The 18,888-nt window shown below is 74.6% G+C and carries 17 protein-coding genes; 13 read left to right on the plus strand and 4 right to left on the minus strand.

Features of this window, described 5'->3' with window-relative positions:
- Positions 1–67: 67 nt before the first annotated feature.
- From FB00_RS15155 to FB00_RS15175, 5 genes are all read left to right on the plus strand, one after another.
- Positions 68–1,396 (plus strand): PP2C family protein-serine/threonine phosphatase, encoded by a 1,329-nt coding sequence (locus FB00_RS15155; protein ID WP_331386749.1) that lies wholly within the window; start codon positions 68–70, stop codon positions 1,394–1,396.
- 8 nt (positions 1,397–1,404) lie between these two features.
- Positions 1,405–3,030 carry a sensor histidine kinase gene (locus tag FB00_RS15160; protein WP_047233784.1) on the plus strand — a complete coding sequence of 542 codons (1,626 nt, stop codon included), beginning with the start codon at positions 1,405–1,407 and terminating at the stop codon, positions 3,028–3,030.
- Positions 3,031–3,081: 51 nt separating this feature from the next.
- A complete protein-coding gene (locus tag FB00_RS15165; protein WP_047233762.1) occupies positions 3,082–3,522 on the plus strand; it encodes a response regulator in 441 nt (146 codons plus the stop codon).
- A gap of 148 nt (positions 3,523–3,670) precedes the next feature.
- Positions 3,671–4,597: a proteasome assembly chaperone family protein gene (locus FB00_RS15170; RefSeq protein ID WP_082141376.1), complete on the plus strand. Its 927-nt coding sequence runs from the start codon at positions 3,671–3,673 to the stop codon at positions 4,595–4,597.
- 319 nt (positions 4,598–4,916) lie between these two features.
- Positions 4,917–5,120, plus strand: a complete 204-nt coding sequence (locus FB00_RS15175; RefSeq protein ID WP_034655075.1) for a cold-shock protein — start codon at positions 4,917–4,919, stop codon at positions 5,118–5,120.
- 85 nt (positions 5,121–5,205) lie between these two features.
- Here the strand turns inward: FB00_RS15175 and FB00_RS15180 are convergent, their stop codons facing one another.
- Positions 5,206–6,048 (minus strand): spermidine synthase, encoded by an 843-nt coding sequence (locus tag FB00_RS15180; RefSeq protein ID WP_231581879.1) that lies wholly within the window; start codon positions 6,046–6,048, stop codon positions 5,206–5,208.
- A gap of 196 nt (positions 6,049–6,244) precedes the next feature.
- Here FB00_RS15180 and FB00_RS15185 point away from each other — a divergent pair, with 196 nt between their 5' ends.
- The 3 genes from FB00_RS15185 to FB00_RS15195 are packed head-to-tail and all read left to right on the plus strand — an operon-like array spanning position 6,245 to position 8,417.
- Complete coding sequence (locus FB00_RS15185) at positions 6,245–6,688, plus strand: SAV_6107 family HEPN domain-containing protein (RefSeq protein WP_047233764.1); 444 nt, start codon at positions 6,245–6,247, stop codon at positions 6,686–6,688.
- A 39-nt stretch (positions 6,689–6,727) separates the two neighbouring features.
- Positions 6,728–7,984 carry a DNA polymerase IV gene (locus FB00_RS15190; protein WP_047233765.1) on the plus strand — a complete coding sequence of 419 codons (1,257 nt, stop codon included), beginning with the start codon at positions 6,728–6,730 and terminating at the stop codon, positions 7,982–7,984.
- 37 nt (positions 7,985–8,021) lie between these two features.
- Positions 8,022–8,417: a DUF3040 domain-containing protein gene (locus FB00_RS15195; RefSeq protein ID WP_047233786.1), complete on the plus strand. Its 396-nt coding sequence runs from the start codon at positions 8,022–8,024 to the stop codon at positions 8,415–8,417.
- On the opposite strand, the gene FB00_RS15200 is transcribed toward FB00_RS15195, so the two are convergent.
- From FB00_RS15200 to FB00_RS15210, 3 genes are read right to left on the minus strand one after another with little or no spacing between them, the layout of a single operon-like run.
- Positions 8,365–10,668, minus strand: coding sequence for a transglutaminaseTgpA domain-containing protein (locus tag FB00_RS15200; protein WP_047233766.1), 2,304 nt, complete (start codon positions 10,666–10,668; stop codon positions 8,365–8,367). The genes FB00_RS15195 and FB00_RS15200 overlap by 53 nt on opposite strands.
- Complete coding sequence (locus FB00_RS15205; protein WP_047233767.1) at positions 10,665–12,005, minus strand: DUF58 domain-containing protein; 1,341 nt, start codon at positions 12,003–12,005, stop codon at positions 10,665–10,667. Before FB00_RS15205 ends, FB00_RS15200 begins: the two co-directional genes overlap by 4 nt.
- Position 12,006: 1 nt before the next feature.
- A complete protein-coding gene (locus FB00_RS15210) occupies positions 12,007–13,026 on the minus strand; it encodes an AAA family ATPase (RefSeq protein WP_369799747.1) in 1,020 nt (339 codons plus the stop codon).
- A gap of 349 nt (positions 13,027–13,375) precedes the next feature.
- On the opposite strand from FB00_RS15210, the gene mraZ reads away from it, so the two are divergent.
- The 5 genes from mraZ to FB00_RS15235 form a co-directional block, all read left to right on the plus strand.
- On the plus strand, positions 13,376–13,810 hold the full coding sequence (gene mraZ / locus FB00_RS15215; RefSeq protein WP_047233788.1) for a division/cell wall cluster transcriptional repressor MraZ: 435 nt from the start codon (positions 13,376–13,378) through the stop codon (positions 13,808–13,810).
- 170 nt (positions 13,811–13,980) lie between these two features.
- A complete protein-coding gene (gene rsmH / locus FB00_RS15220) occupies positions 13,981–15,015 on the plus strand; it encodes a 16S rRNA (cytosine(1402)-N(4))-methyltransferase RsmH (protein WP_047233768.1) in 1,035 nt (344 codons plus the stop codon).
- Entirely contained in the window at positions 15,012–15,455 is a 444-nt protein-coding gene (locus FB00_RS15225) for a hypothetical protein (protein WP_047233769.1), read from the plus strand. Before rsmH ends, FB00_RS15225 begins: the two co-directional genes overlap by 4 nt.
- A gap of 341 nt (positions 15,456–15,796) precedes the next feature.
- Positions 15,797–17,506, plus strand: coding sequence for a peptidoglycan D,D-transpeptidase FtsI family protein (locus FB00_RS15230; RefSeq protein ID WP_231581880.1), 1,710 nt, complete (start codon positions 15,797–15,799; stop codon positions 17,504–17,506).
- Between the two features lie 124 nt (positions 17,507–17,630).
- The coding region (locus tag FB00_RS15235; protein WP_047233770.1) for a Mur ligase family protein at positions 17,631–18,888 on the plus strand (1,258 nt) is incomplete at its 3' end.

Here is an 18,888-nt window from a genome sequence, read left to right on the forward strand (position 1 = left end):
TGACCGGGCCCGACGCGCGGCTGACGCTAGGATCGTGGGCCATGGCGACCAGAGGGGAGCGGGCGTCGTGACCGGGACCGACCGTCAGGTCCCCGCGCGACCCTCTGCGCGGGGCGACGAGGCCGGCGCGCGTGACCAGGTGCTGTCCGAGCGCGCGGTCCTCGCCCCCACGGACGAGCTGCGCATCCTCCTCGTCGAGGACGACGACGGGGACGCGATCCTCGTCGAGGAGCTGCTGTCGGACGGCGACCTCACGGTCGAGCTCCATCGCGCGACGACGCTCGACGCCGCGCTCGAGATGCTCGCCTCCCGGCCCGTCGACTGCGTCCTGCTGGACCTCGGGCTGCCCGACTCCGTCGGGCTGTCGGCGGTCGAGCGGGTGCGGACCGGCACCCACCCGCCGGCCCTGGTGGTCCTCACCGGGCACTCGGGCATCGACCTCGGCGTCCAGGCCGTCGCGGCCGGCGCCGACGACTACCTGGTGAAGGGGGAGGTCGACGGCGACCTCCTGGGCCGGTCGGTGCGCTACGCCGTGCAGCGGCGCATGTCCGTCGAGCAGCAGCGCGCGCTGTACCGCAGCGAGGTACGGGCGGCCGAGACCGCTCGGCTGGAGCGCGCGCTCCTGCCCACGCCGCTCGTCCAGGACGACCGGCTCGACGTCATGGTGGGCTACGTCCCCGGCGGCAACGGTCTCCTGGGCGGTGACTTCTTCGATGCGGTCGAGCGCCCGGACGGGACGGTGCTGTGCGTCATCGGCGACGTCGCGGGCCACGGTCCGGACGAGGCGGCGCTGGGCGCGACGCTGCGCACGGCCTGGCGCACCATCGTCCTCTCCGACACCCGGCCGGAGGGCATCCTTCCCCTCCTGGAGCGCGTCCTCGTGCCCGAGCGCGCCCGTCCCGAGGTCTTCGTCACCCTCTGCCAGGTCGTCGTCTCCGCAGACCGCCGGCGTGCGGAGGTCTACCTCGCGGGGCACCTCGCACCGCTCCTGCTGCGCGACACCGCGACCGAGATCACGCCCACGGCCCGCGGCCGCGCTCTCGGGATCCCCGTCCAGGGAGGGTGGACGTCGCAGTCCGTCGACCTCGGGGAGCGCTGGGCGCTCATGCTCTACACGGACGGGCTCGTCGAGGCGACGGTCGCGGGCTCGGGGGTCCCGGCGGGACGGGCCCGGCCCGAGCGCGTCGGCGTCGACGGCCTGCGCCGCGCCGTCGACAGGGCTCTCGAACTGGGGGTCGAGGGGGTCGTGGAGCGCGTCTTCCGCCGCGTGCGCGACCTGCACGGCGGCCCGCTGGCGGACGACGCCGCGCTCCTCGTGCTCGGCTGGGGCGGGGACGAGGGCACCCCCGGCGAGCGCACGGCGACCCTCGCGGACTCGGACGAGTGGGCCCGGTGACGCCGGCGGTGAGCGAGACGACCGGTACGCCGCACTCCAGGCGGCGGCGCGCCCCCACCCTGCGCCGCCGGCTCGGGTGGGCGCTCGTCGTCGCGGGCGTGATCCTGCTCGGCGTGCTCGCGACGTCGGCCATCGCCCTCTCGCGCGTGCTGACCACCCAGGGCGAGGTCACCGGGCCGTTCTTCGACGCGGTGACCGAGGCGGACGCCGCGTACGTGGGCCTGCTCGACGCCGAGGTGGCGGTGCGCGCGTACGTCGCGACCGGGGACGACACGGCGCTCGAGGCCTACACCCGGGCGGTCGGGACGGACGCCGAGGGCGTCGTCCCCGACCCCGCGCTCGTGGACCTGCTCGGGCTGGACGAGGAGCAGGCGGCGACGCTCGCGCAGGCCGACGCGTCGGTGCGCGCCTGGGTCACCGACTACGCCGAGCGCGCGATCGCGACCACCGAGGACGACGGCCCGGGGCGGGTGCGCGCCGTGGACCAGGCGCACGGGGCCGAGCTGTTCGCCGACGCGCGGGCCGACACCGCGCGCTACGTCGACGCGATCCGCGCCGAGCGCCTCGAGCGGCTCGACACGCTCGACCGCTGGAGCAGGGCCCTCTTCGGCAGCGTCCTCGTCCTCGTGGGCTCGGCGCTCGCGGTCGGGATCATCCTCTGGGTGTGCCTCAAGCGCTGGGTCACCGAACCGATGGCCGAGCTCGCGCACCGCGTGCGGCTCGTGAGCTCCGGGAGCCTCGACGAACCGGTCGTGACCTCCGGCCCGGCGGAGATCGCGGACCTCGCCCAGGACGTCGAGCACATGCGCGTCGAGCTCGTCAACCAGGTCGCCGAGATCAAGGCGTCGCACGAGGACGCGGCCCGCTCGCACGAGCTCCTCGCGGAGCAGGCACGTGAGCTCGAACGGTCCAACCGCGACCTCGAGCAGTTCGCCTACGTCGCGTCCCACGACCTCCAGGAGCCGCTGCGCAAGGTCGCGAGCTTCACGCAGCTCCTCAAGAAGCGGTACGGCGGCGAGCTCGACGACCGCGCGGACCAGTACATCGACTTCGCGGTCGACGGCGCCAAGCGCATGCAGCGGCTCATCCAGGACCTGCTCGGCTTCTCGCGGGTCGGCCGGACGGGCAACGAGCGCGTGGACGTGGACCTCGAGCGGGAGCTCGAGGGCGTGCTCGAGGACCTGTCCGAGAAGATCACGGAGACCGGGGCGAGCATCACGCACGACCCGCTGCCCGTCGTCGTCGGCGAGCGGGCGCTCCTGCACCAGCTCCTGGCGAACCTCCTCGGCAACGCGCTGAAGTTCCGCGACCCCGAGCGGGCGCCCGCCGTGCACGTGGGCGTGCTCGCACGGGACACGCACTGGGAGATCTCGGTCGAGGACAACGGGATCGGGATCGACCCGCAGTACGCCGAGCGCGTGTTCGTCATCTTCCAGCGGCTGCACGCGAAGGACGTGTACGAGGGCACCGGCATCGGCCTCGCGCTGTGCAAGCGCATCGTCGAGTACCACGGCGGCCGGATCTGGATCGAGCCGCGCGACGGCGGGACGACGATCCGCTTCACGCTCGCCCACGCGTACGTGCACGCGCAGGTCGGCTACGCTCGCTCCGACCACGACGGCGCGGAGCAGTGATCCCCGAGTGATCCCTGCCCGCGCACGCCACGACGACGAGGAGAGCCCCGCATGAGCCACGGCAGCAAGCCGATCGACGTCCTCCTGGTGGAGGACGACCCCGGCGACGTGCTCATGACGCGCGAGGCGTTCGAGGACCACAAGGTCACCAACCGCCTCTCGGTGGTCTCCGACGGTGTGAGCGCGCTGCAGTTCCTGCGCAAGGAGGGCGAGCACGAGGGCGCGCCGACGCCGGACCTGATCCTGCTCGACCTCAACCTGCCGCGTATGGACGGGCGCGAGGTCCTCGCCGAGCTCAAGGCGGACGAGGCGCTGCGCAAGATCCCGGTCGTCGTGCTGACGACGTCGGAGGCCGAGGAGGACGTCGTGCGCAGCTACTCGTTGCACGCCAACGCGTACGTCACCAAGCCGGTCGACTTCGACCGCTTCATCGACGTGGTGCGCCAGATCGACGACTTCTTCGTCTCCGTGGTGCGGCTGCCCGGTCGCTGAGCCGGCGCGTGCCGCTCCGGGGACCCGCCGGGTACCCGAGCGGGTCTGGCCGCGTCGGGAAGAACCGCGGGACGAGCCGTGTTGTCCTCGTCAGGCCCGTCGCGCGCCGTCGGCAGCGCACGGGCGAAGGACGTCACGAGGAGGATGCATGCTGGACCCTCGCGGGATCTACGAGCTCGACGAGCAGGCGGTGGCACGCCTGTGGCCCACGCCGCCCGAGCCGGGCGCGGGGCCCGTGCTGCTGCACGCCGTCGCGGGGTTCGTCGACGCGGGCAGCGCGGGCGAGGTCGCGGTCGACCACCTGCTGGGGATCGGCGAGGTCACCCGTGTGGTGACGTTCGACGTCGACCAGCTCCTCGACTACCGCTCCAAGCGCGCCACGATGACCTTCAGCACGGACCGCTGGTCCGACTACGACGAGCCGCACCTGGTGATCGACCACGTGCGCGACGCCGAGGGGACGGGGTTCCTGCTGCTGCACGGCGCCGAGCCCGACGTGCAGTGGGAGCGCGTGGTCGCCGCGGTGCGCGACGTCGTCGAGCGCCTCGGCGTGTCGCTCACGGTCGGCTTCCACGGCATCCCGATGGGGATCCCGCACACGCGGCCCCTGTCGGTCACCGCCCACGCGACGCGGCCGGAGCTGCTGGGGGAGCACACGTCGTGGTTCGGCACGGTGAAGGTCCCGGCCAGCCTGGCGGCCCTGCTGGAGCTGCGGCTCGGCCGGGCGGAGCACGACGCGCTCGGCGTCACCGTGCACGTACCGCACTACCTGGCGCAGTCGTCGTACCCACCGGCGGCCGTGGTCGCGCTTGAGCACGTGCAGCGCGTCACCGGTCTGGACCTCGCGACGAGCGGGCTCGCGGAGGCGGTGCAGGACGCGAAGACCGAGGTCGAGCGGCAGGTGCGCGACTCCGAGGAGGTCGCCGCGGTGGTCCGCGCCCTCGAGGAGCAGTACGACGCGTTCGCGCGCTCCGTCGGGCGCACGAGCCTGCTCGCGGAGTCCGCGCCGATCCCGACGGCCGACGAGCTCGGCGCCGAGTTCGAGCGCTTCCTCGCGCAGCAGTCGGGCGACTGAGCCGCGTCGACCCGGTTCGCCCCGGTTCCGGACCGGGGTGGAATGTGCCGAAAAATCATCACGAGAGGTGGCGAGTTCCATGGCGGACCAGACGTGGTCCGTGCCACACTGTCACCCGTTGCAGTGACGTACTTGCGCACGACCCGGTGCAGGGCCGGTACGTGGGTCCGCCCGGCGGGGTGGTCCGGCGTCGGGCCTGCCGGCCGCACACGGCCGGGGCGCCGGCGAAGGACGTGGGACATGGCATTGCGGCGCACGGGGGTGGACGAAGGGTCCGCTCGCTGATGTCCCCGGATGGACAGAAGGTCAGAGGAAGAGCATGGCGCAGGGTTCTGTGAAGTGGTTCAACGCCGAGAAGGGCTACGGCTTCATCGCGCAGGACGGCGGCGGTGCCGACGTCTTCGTGCACTACTCGGCGATCGAGTCGAACGGGTACCGCACGCTCGACGAGGCGCAGCGGGTCGAGTTCGAGATCACCCAGGGGCCGAAGGGCCCGCAGGCGGAGAAGGTTCGTCCGCTCTGACGTCCCCGACGTCTGGCGGCCGGGCCACCCGGTCGTCGCAGCAGTACAGGAGCCGCGCCCCCTCGGGCGCGGCTCCTGTCGCGTCTCACGACCTGTCCGCCACGGTGCCGCCGGGCGGCGCCCCCTCGGGGTCGTCGAGCACCGGCGCGGTGCCCACGAACGCGCGGAGCTCGTCGCCCGTGACGACGCGCGCCGGGACGGCGAGCGAGCGGACGGCGCGCGCCAGCGTCGTGCTCGACAGGCTCGGCGCACCAGACCCGGCACGGACCGCGGCCAGCACGACGTTGCCGTAGCGCCGGCCCTTGAGCTGCGCGGGCTCCGCGATCGCCGCGACCCGGCCCTCCGCTGCGGACGTCTCCCCGAACGCGGCGGCGAGGGTTGCGGCCTCGCGGCGCGCCGTCGTGAGCGGCGGACGGTCGGCGCAGTTGACGAGGTAGACGCCGCCCGGGCGCAGGACGCGGTGCACCTCGACCGCCATGCCGAGGGTCGCGAGGTGGTCGGGCGTGCGGTCGCCGTCGAACACGTCGCGCACGACGACGTCGTACGAGGCGTCGGGCAGGCTCGCCACCGCGTGCCGCGCGTCGTCGGGACGCAGCCGGAGGCGCGGTGCCCGCGGCAGGTCGAACCACGTGCGCACCAGCTCGAGCAGGCGGGCGTCGAGGTCGACCCCGAGCTGGGTCGACCCCGGCCTGGTGTGCTCGACCCAGCGGGGCAGGCTGCACCCCGCCGCGCCGAGGTGCAGCGCGCGCAGGGGGGCCGCGCCGAGCTCGTCCATGACGGCCGCCATGTGCTGCATGTACTCGAACGCGAGCATCCCGGGGTCGTCGAGGTCGAGGTACGAGCTCGGGACGCCGTTGACGAAGAGCGTGACGGCCGACGGGACGTCCGGGTCGCGCTCGACGTGCGCGGTGCCCGTCGACGTCGGCACGGGCCCGGCCGGGAGCTCCGGCCTCGCGGTTCCGCCGCGGCCCCCGCTGCCCCGCCGCCGGGACGGTGTGGGTGGCGCGGAGGACCCTGAGGAGCGTCGGGAGGTGCGGCGAGCCATGTGCTCACCGTACGGGCTGGACGCCGCCCGGCGTTGACAGGATCGAACAGGTGTTCGATAGTGGAGGAGGAGGTGCGCGATGTCGAACGAAGCAGGCGCGAGGGGGGCGGTCGCCGTCCCCGCCGAGGTCCGTCGGCTGCTGGACCGCGCGGACGCGGAGCTCGTCGCGGCAGCGCTCGCGCAGGACGCGGGCGAGCGGTTCGTGCACGCCCATCTTGGCGCTCTGCGCGCCGCAGCGGCGGTCGTCGCGCTGCGCGCCCGACCGGTGCGTCGCGGGCGGGCCCGCTCGGTGTGGGACCAGCTCGCGGACGCCGAGCCGTCGCTCGCCGCGTGGTCCGGCTACTTCGCGAGCGGGGCGCGCGTGCGCGCCGCCGTCGACGCGGGTCGGTTCGACGCCGTGGACCCGCGCCGGGCCGACGAGCTCATGGCGTGCGCCGAGGACTTCCGTGACGAGGTCGCGATGCTCGTCGACCCGGACGCCGGGTTCGTCCGGCTGCCCGGTCTGCGGACGGTGGCGTCGTGACCCAGGCGCGGCCTGCGTCGAGCGCCCGGTGAGGCGGCGATGAGCCGCGGGCCGCGCGCGCTCGTCCGCAGAGACTGGGGCGACGACGAGGAGGGGTGCTCCATCCTCCACGTCGACATGGACGCGTTCTTCGCGTCCGTCGAGCTCGCCCGGCGTCCTCAGCTCGTGGGGCGACCGGTCGTCGTCGGTGGCGCGGAACGAGGGGTCGTCCTCGCGGCGACCTACGAGGCGCGGGCGTTCGGCGTCCACTCGGCGATGCCCATGGTGACTGCGCGCCGGCTGTGCCCGCAGGCGATCGTCGTCCCGCCGGACCACACGCGCTACTACGAGGTCTCCCGCGCGGTCATGGCGGTCATCGGCGAGATCACCGCGCTCGTGGAGCAGGTGAGCGTCGACGAGGCCTTCCTCGACGTGAGCGGGGCGCGGCGGCGCCTCGGGCCTCCGACGCGGATCGCGGCCGAGCTCCGGCGTCGCGTGCGGGCCGAGCACGGCATCACCTGCTCGGTCGGGATCGCGACGAACAAGTTCGTCGCCAAGCTGGCCTCGACGCACGCCAAGCCCGACGGCGTGCTCCTCGTGCCGGCGGCCGCCACCGTCCCGTTCCTGCGGACGCTGCCCGTCGGCGCGCTGTGGGGCGTGGGGGAGCGGACCGAGAGCGCGCTCGCGCAGTGGGGCATCCGCACGGTCGCCCAGCTCGCCGACACGGACGTCGCGTCGCTCCAGGCGGCGGTCGGCAAGGTCGCGGGAGCGCACCTGCACGACCTCGCGTGGGGGCGCGACCCCCGGCCGGTCGAGCCGGAGCGGTCGGAGCGGAGCATCGGTGCCGAGACGACGTTCGCGCACGACCTGCGCGACCTCGCGGCGGTCCAGGCGCGCGTGCTCGAGCTCGCGGACCGGTGCGCCGGCCGGCTGCGCCACCAGGGTCTCGTCGCGCGCACCGTGAGCGTGAAGGTGCGGACGAGCGACTTCCGCACCGTGACCCGCGCGCGGACCCTCGGCGCCCCGACGGACGTCGCACGCGAGATCTACCTCGTGGCGCGCGAGCTCGTCGCGAGCGTCGACCTGCGGGGCCTCGCCGTCCGGCTCGTGGGAGTCCGCGCGGAGGGCCTCGAACCCCGTGCGGACGCCGTCGTGCAGCCCACGCTCGAGGAAGCCGTCGAGGAGACGAACGCCGCCCGGCGACGGGTGGAGGAGGCCGTCGACGCGGTCCGAGGGCGCTTCGGGGTGAGATCCATCGCCATGGGGCCCGCGAGGGCCCGCTCGACTACCACCCCCGCGGATGTCGATCTATCCTGAGGGTGACACACGACCACCGTGGAGAAACGGGGTGCTCATGCCTCTGTCTGAGTACGAGCAGCGGGTCTTGGAGCAGATGGAGCGCGCGCTCACCTCGGACGACCCGCGGTTGGCGAACACGCTCCAGGCGCCACGACGACGTTCGGCGCTGCGCTATGTCCTGGCCGGAGTCGGCGTCGTCGGCGGCCTCCTCCTCCTCGTGCTGGGTGCTGCGCTGTCGCAGACCTGGCTCGGGGTGATCGGCTTCGTCCTCATGTTCGGGGGCGTCGTCCTGGTCTTCCAGTCTCCGCGCTCGTCGCGCAAGGGACCGGTGGGGACCGTCGAGGCGGACGGCACCGTCCGCCCGGCCGCGCCGAGCAAGCCGGCCCGCAAGCCCTTCCTCAGCCGACTGGAAGAGCGCTGGGACCGTCGGCGCGAGCAGGACGGTCGCTGAGCGACTCCTCGACAGCCTCGACCGCCGAGTCGACGAGCTCCTGGAGCCGGTCGGGACGGGCGACCGTCCGCGGCTCCGGGGCGTAACGCTCGGCCTCGAGGGCCGACGCCAGCCCGGAGACCGCCTCGGCGACGTCCTCGTCCCGCGCGTGCTGCCCGCGACGGGCCTGCAGCGCTGCGACGACCGCCGCGGGAACGCGCCGGGGCGTGGTCGACGTCGGCCACCGGACGTCGAGCGCCCCCAGCCGGTCGGTGAGCTCCGCCCATGCGTCCTCGGCGTCCCGCAGGCTCTGCGTCTCGGACCGGCGGCGGAGCGCGAGCCACAGCGCCCCGCCGACGGCGATCGCGACGAGTAGGAGCGCGACGCCCACGACGAGCAGCCAGGGTGCCCCGTCGTCCTGAGCGCCGCCGGTCGGCCCGCCCGTGCCGGGCGCGGTGGGCACGGGGCTCGCGGGCGCGGAGGGAGCCGCGGTCGTCGCGCCCGGTGTCGGCACGTTGCCCGGGTCTCCCGGCCCTCCCGGCGTCACGGCCACGGGCGTCGCCCACCGCGGGGTCGGGCCCGTCTGCTGGGCCGGGGTCGGCTCGAACCGCACCCAGCCCTGCCCCGGGAACCAGAGCTCCGGCCAGGCGTGGGAGTCGCGACCGGTGACCTGGAAGCTCGAGTCGTCGACGCGTTCGCCCGGCAGGAACCCGACGCCGAGACGTGCGGGGATGCCGAGGGTCCGCGCCATCATCGTCATCGAGGTCGCGAACTGGACGCAGTACCCCGTGCGGTCCTGCAGGAAGTCCCAGACCGCGTCGCCGGAGTCGCCCGGCGGCACCTCGGTCGAGTAGGTGAACTGCGAGACGTCGCGGAAGTAGGTCTGCAGGGCGAGCGCCTGGTCGTAGCGCGTCGGCGCCCCGTCGACCACGGCGGCGGCCAGGTCGCGGATGTCCTGCTCGTGCTCGGTCGCGGGCACGTCGAGGTAGTTGGGGTCGTCCGGGTCCGCGCCCGTCGCCCCGCGCAGCGACGCCGCGTCGAGCGGCCGGGAGAAGACCGCGAGCTCGTACGCGGTTCCGGCGCCGGTGGGCTGGTCCCCGAGCACCTCGTCGCGGACGTCGTCGTACGACCAGTCGCCGTCGATGTCCACGGTGCGGGGCTCGGTCGGGACGGGGAGCCTGGTGTCCCGCAGCGACTCGAGCGTGACGCGCACGGACGTGGGCTCCTCGACGCCGGCCGGGTCGGTGGGCCACAGCATCTGGTCGGCCGCCTCGATCGGGGTGCCGTCGCGGTCCGCGCCGCGCCGCCAGTTGGTGCCGTCGAAACCCGTGAGGGTGAACACCCGGAGCGGGCCGACCTCGTCCGCGTCGGTCCGGTAGCGCAGCACGACCTCACCCGAGCGCTCCGCGAGGTCGCGACGCATGTCGAGGTCGTCGGAGAGCCGCACCGTCTGCCCGGTCGAGGAGAAGAGGCGCGACCACGACGCGGACGCGACCTCGGGGAGCGAGGCGCTCGCCGAACCGAGACCCAGGGCGACGACCGCGACGGCGACCGCCACGACGAGGGCGCCGACGGCCCGCAGGCCGCCGGCCGCACGGCCGTCCGCGCGGCGCGCGGACGCGCCGCGTCGCACGGTGCGGTGCGGGTTGTCGACCGCGAGGAGCAGGACGAGCGCGGCCACGGTCACGACGAACGCCAGGGGAGGGATCTCGCCCATGATGACGAGTCCCGGGATCCACAGGGCGAGGAGCGGCAGCGCGACCCCGGCGCTCAGGCGGAGCCCGCCGGCCATGAGGTCGGCGACGAGGAAGACCACGACCGCGCCCCCGACCGCCATGAGCGCGATCGGCAGGCTCGGGTCGATCGGGGCGACCTCCGCGAGCGTGAGGTCCCGCGCGGTGGAGAGCCGGGACAGGACCCGGTCGACGTTGGAGAGGCCGATGAGGAGAGAGAAGCGGTCGGTCGGGCCCCCGTAGAGCCCGAGCAGGGCCCAGAGGCCGACGACGAGACCGGCGAGCGAGGGAAGCAGCGCGGCCGGAGGGGCGAGGACGTCGCCCCGTGCCGCGTGGCCCCGCTCGAGGGCGTAGCGCGAGACGCCGGTCACGAGGGCGAGGACCACGATGGTCCGTACGGCGGTGCCGGTCCAGCCGCCCGGACCGATGACGCTGCCGAGCGCGTAGGTCGACGCAACGACGGCGACGGCGACGAGCGCGCTCGTCGCGAGCACGCGGAGGCCCACGGGGGCCGTGGTGTCCGGTCGGGACGTGGTCATCGCGAGCCCTCCACGAGCAGGGTCCAGGCGTGCTCCAGGGACGCCGACGGGTCGACGAGCGCTGCGTGCCACCCGGTGGACCGCAGGGCGGCCACGGTCTCGAGCGCGTCGGCGTGCTCGGGCGCCCAGGGCCGTGCGCTCACCACGAGCGCGCGGTGCAGGCCGTCCCCGGCCATGGCCGCGACCGTGTGCCGGGCGACGGAGCCGAGCGGGCCGAGCACCGCGACGGTGATCTCGCCCGGGCGCCGGTCCCGCCGCAGCGCCTCGGAGGTCGCGACGACGGAGCGGTCGGCGTCCGCGACCACATGGTGCCCGTGGAGGTCGACGGTGGCGTCCAGGAGGTCGGCAGGCCCCTCGCCCGAGCGGTTGACGCGGAAGCCCGTGCCCGACACGACCGGTGCGAGCGACGTCGGGACGAGCCGGACGGGGTGGCCGGCCTGGAGGAGGGACACGCCGATCGACGCCGCGCACTCGACCGCCCACTCGCCGTCCTCGAGGGCGCGGGGGCTCGACGCGGCGAGCTCCGGGTGGGGCAGGAGCCCGCGGTCCAGGAGGACGCTGACGGGCGGCAGGCCCGCGCTCTCGTCCGCGCGGACCATGAGCTGGCCGTGCCGGGCCGCGCTGGCCCAGTGCACGCGCCGCGGGTCGTCGCCGGCGACGTAGTCGCGCAGCACCGAGTCGTCGCTCGACGCGAGCCGAGCACCCGACGCGGAGCGCTCGTGCTCGCCGAACGCCCGCGACCCGCGAACGGGCAGCTCGACCGTGCGCGGCCACACCGCGACGGCGGTCGGGTCGCCGAGCTCCTGGGTCGCGCTGACCAGGCCGAAGAGGTCGACCCGCGTCGTGAGGAGCGGTCCGAGCGGCCACCGGCCGCGGCGGAGCGGGCGCAGGCGGTAGCGGACCGCGATGTGGTCGCCCACCGTCGCGACCTGTGCCCGCAAGGAGCCCTGGTCGCACAGCTCGTGCGCCGCCTGCTCGCTGATCCGGAGGCGGGCGAGCGTCGTGGCCGTGGACGACGTGGCCCGCGTGGCCGCGACCGTGAGGCGCGCCGTCGTGAACTGCCCGCGCACGGCGGGGTTCGGCTGGACGCGGCGCGTCACGTGCAGGGCGCCACGGCCACGGTCGATCCGGCGGACGGCCATCCAGCACCAGGCGGCGCCGACGGCGAGCGCCCCGGCGGCGCCGAGCCCGACGAGGTCCGGCAGCCCGAGCGTGACACCGAGGACGGCGAGCGCGGCGCCGGCGGCGAGCACCACGGTGCCGCGGCGGGTCAGGCGCGCGCTGGCGAGGCTCCTGCCCCTGCCGCGGAGCCGCGCGAGGAACGACGGGGCGCGCACGTCAGCGTCGCTCGGTCGCGTCCAGGGCGGGGATCGGCGTCTGCGCCACGATCGACGCGACGACGGCCTCGGCGTCCTGGCCCGCGAGCCGGGCCTCGGTCGTGATGACGAGCCGGTGCGCGAGCACGGGGACGGCGAGGTACTGCACGTCGTCGGGGAGCACGTGGTCGCGGCCCGCCATGGCCGCGAGGGACTTCGCCGCGCGCAGGAGCTGGAGCGTCGTCCGGGGCGACGCCCCGAGCCGCAGGCCCGGGTGCTCGCGCGTCGCGGTGACGAGGGCGAGCACGTACCTCTTGACGGCGGTCGACGCGTAGACGGCGCGCGCCACCTCGGCGAACCGCAGGACGGCCGCGCCCGTGGTCACGGGGCGGAGGTGGGCCAACGGGTTGTCCGACTCCTGCCGGTCGAGCATCCGGAGCTCGGCGTCGACGTCCGGGTAGCCGACCGTCAGTCGCGCCATGAAACGGTCGCGCTGCGCCTCCGGCAAGGGATAGGTGCCCTCCATCTCGACGGGGTTCTGCGTCGCGACGACGAGGAAGGGGCTCGGCAGCGGGTGGGTCGTCCCGTCGACCGTGGTCTGCCCCTCCTCCATGCACTCGAGGAGCGCCGACTGCGTCTTGGGAGAGGCGCGGTTGATCTCGTCGCCGATCACGATGTTCGAGAAGACCGGGCCCGGGCGGAACTCGAACTCGTGGTTCGCGGCACGGTAGATGTTGACGCCGGTGAGGTCGCTCGGCAGGAGGTCCGGCGTGAACTGGATGCGGCCGACCTTGCAGTCGATCGTGCGAGCCAGCGCCTTGGCGAGCGTCGTCTTGCCGACGCCGGGGACGTCCTCGATGAGGAGGTGGCCCTGGGCGAGGAGGACGGCGACGGTGACGGTCACGAGGTCGGGACGGCCCGTGACGACGGACTCGATGCCGGAGCGGATCCGGCCCGTGGTCTCGACCAGCTCGTCGAGGCCGGCCAGGGCGTCGCCCCCGGGATCGTCGGAGGGCGCGACAGGGGCGATGTCGGGGAGCACGGAGACCTCCGTCGTCGGTGGCGCAGTGCCGCGGACCAGGGAGACCGCGGGTGGGAAGAGCCTAGTGGACCGCCGGCGCTGCGCCGAGCGCCGGCGCGAGGGCCGGCGGTACCCCGGCCGCTGCGTGCGCGCCCCCGGACCGGGGTCGCGACGCGCCATGGGGAGTGCTCCCCTCCACCCCGCTCCACCCGGCGTGACCTGCGGAGATCCTGCGAAGGCGGGTGAAAGCCCGTGGATTCACCGAGAGCGGTGGAGGGAAGTGGAGTACCGTGGAGGAGAAGGGAGCAGGAGGGGAGGTGCCAGGTGCATGTCCGGCTTCGTGGACGACGTGCTCGGCGGTTCCTCCGGCCTGCTCCTGGGCACCTTCACGCCACGTCTGGACGACAAGGGGAGGCTCATCCTCCCCGCGAAGTTCCGGTCGCGGCTCGCACCGGGTCTCGTCATGACGCGGGGGCAGGAGCGCTGTCTGTTCCTGCTGCCGATGGACGAGTTCCGGCGCATGTACGACCAGATCCGGCAGGCGCCGGTGACGAGCAAGCAGGCCCGGGACTACCTGCGCGTCTTCCTGTCGGGAGCGAGCGACGAGATCCCGGACAAGCAGGGACGCGTGTCGATCCCCGCGCCCTTGCGGGCGTACGCGGGGCTCGATCGCGACGTCGCCGTGATCGGCGCCGGCACGCGGGTCGAGATCTGGGACGCGCAGGCCTGGGAGACGTACCTCGCGGAGCAGGAGTCGGCGTACTCCGACACCTCCGAGGAGGTGTTCCCTGACCTGCGCTTCTAGGGCACGACCCACGGTTCCCGCACGGTGAGGCCTCCTCCCGCCCGGTCTGACGCACTTCCCCGGCGCCAGAAAGGACGCGGAGGGAGACCTGACCGTACGGGGACCGGCCGGGCGAGGCGCACCACCGGACGGTACGGACCGGCCACGACCAGCACGGAGAGGAGACGGACATGACGAGCACCCCCGACGACGCCGCCGAGCGGCACGTCCCGGTCCTCCTCCAGCGCTGCGTCGACCTCCTCGCCCCCGCGCTCGCGGAGCCCGGCGCCGTCCTCGTCGACTGCACGCTCGGCATGGGCGGGCACACCGAGGCCGTCCTGGAGCAGGTCCCGACGGCGCGTGTCGTCGGCATCGACCGCGACCCCGAGGCCATCGCCCGCGCGTCGCGCCGCCTCGAGCGGTTCGGCGACCGGTTCCGCGCGGTGCACGCCGTCTACGACGAGATCGGCGACGTCGTGGCCGACGTCGTCGGCGGGCCGGTCCAGGGCGTCCTCATGGACCTCGGGGTGTCCTCGCTCCAGATCGACGAGGCCGACCGCGGGTTCTCCTACGCGCACGACGCGCCGCTCGACATGCGCATGGACCCGTCGACCGGACAGACGGCCGCCGACGTCCTCAACACCTACGACGAGCGCGCGCTCACCCGGATCCTGCGCGACTACGGCGAGGAGCGGTTCGCGCAGCGCGTCGCCCGCGCGATCGTCCGACGCCGCGAGCAGCGCCCGTGGGAGCGCAGCGCCGAGCTCGTCGAGGTCGTGCGCGACGCGATCCCGGCCGCGACGCGGACGACGGGCGGGAACCCGGCCAAGCGGACCTTCCAGGCGCTGCGGATCGAGGTGAACGGCGAGCTCGAGGTGCTCGAGCGCGCGGTCCCGGCTGCCGTGGACGTCCTCGCCGTGGGCGGGCGCCTCGTCGTCGAGTCGTACCACTCGCTCGAGGACCGGATCGTCAAGCGCGTGCTGGCCGCGGGGGCGACGATCAGCGCCCCGCCCGGGCTGCCCGTCGTGCCGGAGGAGGACCAGCCGTACCTGCGGCTCCTCACCCGCGGCGCGGAGGAGGCGTCGGCCGTCGAGCGGGAGTCCAACCCGCGCTCGGCGTCCGTGCGGCTCCGCGGCGCCGAGCGCACCCGGCCCACGCCGCCGCACCGCCGCCCGACGCACCGACCGACCGACCGACCGCACGACCCGGGGGAGAGGACACGATGAGCGCACAGAGGTCGACCGCCGCCCGCCCGCTCCCGCGCACCGCGCGCCCGGCACCGCGCCCGTCGCTCACGGCGCTGCCGGGCGGCGCGTCGGAGCGCGCGCTCCGCTCGCGTCTCGAGCTCGTCCGGGCGCCGCTCCAGGCGCGGTCCAAGATCCCGTTCCTCGTCGTCTGCATGTCGATCCTCGGTGCGGCGCTCCTGTGTGCTCTCCTGGTGAACACGACGATGGCGCGCAACTCCTACGAGATGTCGGAGCTGCGCCGGGAGGTGAGCCGAGTGGCCCAGGACACGCAGAGCCTGGAGGCACAGGTCGCCGCCCAGAAGACCTCGCTGCCGGACACCGCGGCCTCCCTCGGCATGGTGCCCGCGGAGGACCCGGCGATGGTCCGGCTGTCCGACGGCACCGTCCTCGGCGGCGCGCAGGAGGAGGCCGGGCAGTGACGCGACAGACCGGAGCAGGAGGTGCCGGCCGGTCCCGACCGGTCGCGAGCTCGCAGAAGTCACGTCCGACCCCCACGACCTCCCGGCCCGTGCCGGGAGGTCGTCGTGCTTCCGGTGCCGCTCGTGGGGCCGCCGGAACGGGTGCCGGCTCCGGCACGCGAGCCGCCGCGACCGCGCGAGGGACCGGCGCGCGCGCGGCGGACGCACCCGCCCGTTCGCCCCGGACGACGGTGCCCCGCGCGCCGAGGGGCGGCGGGCGCCCGCCAGCGCGCCCCGCCCGGGGGACCCGGGAGCCGGGACGACCCGAGCGGCGCCAGCGCTGGCTCATCGTGGTCGCGGGCGTGATCACGGCGGTCTTCGTGGGCCAGCTCGTCAACGTCCAGGTGCTCCGCGGGCCGGCGCTCGCCGCCGACGCGCGCGCCGACCGCACGCGCAGCTCGACCCTGCTGGCCCACCGCGGCGACATCACCGACGCCGACGGCGTGGTGCTCGCGACGTCCGTGGACCGGTACACGGTCGCGGCGGACCCGAAGACGATCGCCGACTTCACGCCCCGCAGCGCCGACCTCGTCGACGGGGAGCCGCTCGAGGAGGGCGGCGCCGTGGGCGTGGCCAAGCTGCTCGCCCCGATCCTGGGGAAGTCCTCCCCGGAGCTCGCCGCGCAGCTCAACGGGACGTCGCGGTACGTCGTCCTGGCCAAGGACGTCACGCCCGAGGTGCAGCGCCAGATCGCGGACCTCCAGCTCTCCGCCTACGTGCGCACGACCATGACGAGCGAGCGGACGTACCCGGCGGGCACGGTCGCGGGCAACCTCGTGGGGTTCGTCAACGAGGAGCAGGCGGGCGGCGGCGGCGTCGAGGCGTCCTACGACGACGTCCTCGCCGGCGTCTCCGGGTCGCGCGAGTGCGAGGCCGGGCTGGGCGGTCAGGTCATCCCGACCGGCCGGTGCGACGTCGTGGACGCGGTGCCCGGGCGGAACGTGCAGCTCACGGTCTCGCGCGACGTGCAGTGGAAGGCGCAGGACTCCGTGGACCGCGCGGTGAGCGAGACCGGCGCGGAGTACGCGATCGCCGTGGTGCAGGACACGCGCACGGGCGAGATCCTCGCGCTCGCGGACTCGGGTACCGTGAACCCGAACGACCGGACCACGGACGCCGTCGCCCGGCCGAGCCGCGCGGTGTCGAACGTCTTCGACCCCGGGTCGACGGGCAAGGTCGTCACGATGGCCGCCGCGATCGAGGGCGGCTACGCGGACGCCGGCACGCAGTTCGAGGTGCCCGACCGCTACACCACGCCCAACGGGCAGACGTTCAAGGACTCGCACGACCACCCGGTGCAGCGCCTCACCCTCGCGGGGATCCTCGCCGAGTCCTCGAACACCGGCACCGTCCAGGTCGGGGAGAAGATCCCCAAGCAGGTGCGCTACGACTACCTGCACAAGTTCGGCTTCGGGCAGAAGTCCGGCCTCGGCCTGCCGGGCGAGTCCGCCGGGATCCTGCACCCCGCCGACGCGTGGGACGGGCGCACCGAGTACGCCGTGCTGTTCGGCCAGAGCGTGTCGGTGAACGCCATCCAGGCGACGAGCGTCTTCTCGACGATCGCCAACGGGGGCGTCCGCGCGACGCCGCGCATCGTCGCGGGCACCACGGACGAGCGAGGTGAGCTCGTCCCCGCGGATCCTCCCGCTCCGGTGCGTGTCGTCTCGCAGGAGACCGCAGACACGGTGCTGCACATGATGGAGTCGGTGGTCGAGGAGGGCACGGGGTCGAGCGCGGCGGTACCCGGCTACCGCGTCGCGGGCAAGACCGGGACCGCGGAGGCCGCCGGGGACGACGGCCGGTTGTCGGGGATCATGGCGTCGTTCATCGGCGTGGCCCCCGCGGACGACCCTCGGTACACGGTGTCGGTGTTCCTCAAGAACCCCCACTCGTCCATCTACGGCGGCGTGGTCGCGGCGCCCGTGTTCAGCGAGATCATGGGTTTCACGCTCGAGCACGAGGGCGTGCAGCCGAGCACGGAGCCGTACGTGCCGCTCCCGACGACGTGGTGAACCTCACCAGGTCGCGGGAGCCGGGGCGCGCCGTCGGTGAAGGTCCGGTGAAGCGCGCTCCCGCGCGGTGTCCGGGGCCCCACTGCTTGCGAGGGTGCCCGTCGCGGCACGGTAGGTTCTACACGTGACATCCCCGATCGACCGCCTTCGTCCTGCCGCGACCACCCGTCGGTCGGTCGAGGACCTGGCAGCACGGTTCGGTCTCGACGTCCGCGCAGGTGGCGGGCCCGGAGGCTCGTCCGCACCGGGCGGCGTCGAGGTGTGGTCCGTCGCGTCCGACGACCGGACGGCCGACGCCGGCGACCTCTTCGTCGCCCTCCCCGGCGCCCGCGCGCACGGGGCGCGATTCGCGCCCGCCGCCGTCGCGCGCGGGGCGCACGCCGTCCTCACGGACGAGCAGGGCGCCGTGCTCGTGGCCGAGGCGGGCCTCGGGGTCCCCGTGCTCGTCGCCGCGGACCCGCGCGCGCTGCTCGGACCGGTCGCCGCGTGGGTCTACGGCAGTCCCGCGCAGGACCTCACGACGTTCGGCGTGACCGGCACGAACGGCAAGACCACCACCACGTACCTGGTCGACCACGCGCTGCGCGCGCTCGGTTGGAAGGGCGGGCTCATCGGCACGGTGGAGATGCGGTCGGGCGACCGCGTCCTGCCGAGCCGGCTCACGACGCCCGAGGCCGCCGACCTCCAGGCGCTGCTCGCGGCGATGCGGGAGGACGCCGTGCGCACCCTCGCGATGGAGGTCTCGTCGCACGCGCTGGCGCTGCACCGGGTCGACGGGCTCGTGTTCGACGTCGTGGGCTTCACCAACCTCAGCCAGGACCACCTCGACTTCCACGGCGACCTCCAGGAGTACTTCGAGGCGAAGGCGCTCCTGTTCACGCCCGAGCACGCCCGCCGCGGCGTCGTCGTCGTCGACGACGCGTGGGGCGAGCGCATGGTCGCGGCCGCCCGCATCCCGGTCGCGACGCTGCGCGTCGGCGTGCGGAGCCCGGAGGACCAGCAGCCCGTCGCCGACTGGACCGTGCACGACGTCGAGCCCTCGGCAGCGGGCGGCTCCGCGTTCACGCTGCGGCACCGCGACGGCCGGAGCGTGCGCACGACGACGGCCCTGCCGGGCGCGTTCAACGTCGCCAACGCGGCGCTCGCCCTCGCGCTCGTGCTCGAGGCGGGGACCGACCCGCGCGACGTGGAGGCGGCGCTCGAGGCGGCGGGCGGGCTCGCCCCGGCGGTGCCCGGTCGCATGGAGCTCGTCTCGCGCCCGCCGCACCGCCCGCGCGTCGTCGTGGACTTCGCCCACAACCCGGACGCGCTGGCGCTCGCCCTCGACGCGCTGCGCCCGACGACCCCGGGCCGCCTGGTCGTCGTCTTCGGTGCCACGGGCG

This window comes from Cellulosimicrobium funkei (genome assembly GCF_001019615.1).
GTDB classification, from domain to species: domain Bacteria; phylum Actinomycetota; class Actinomycetes; order Actinomycetales; family Cellulomonadaceae; genus Cellulosimicrobium; species Cellulosimicrobium cellulans_E.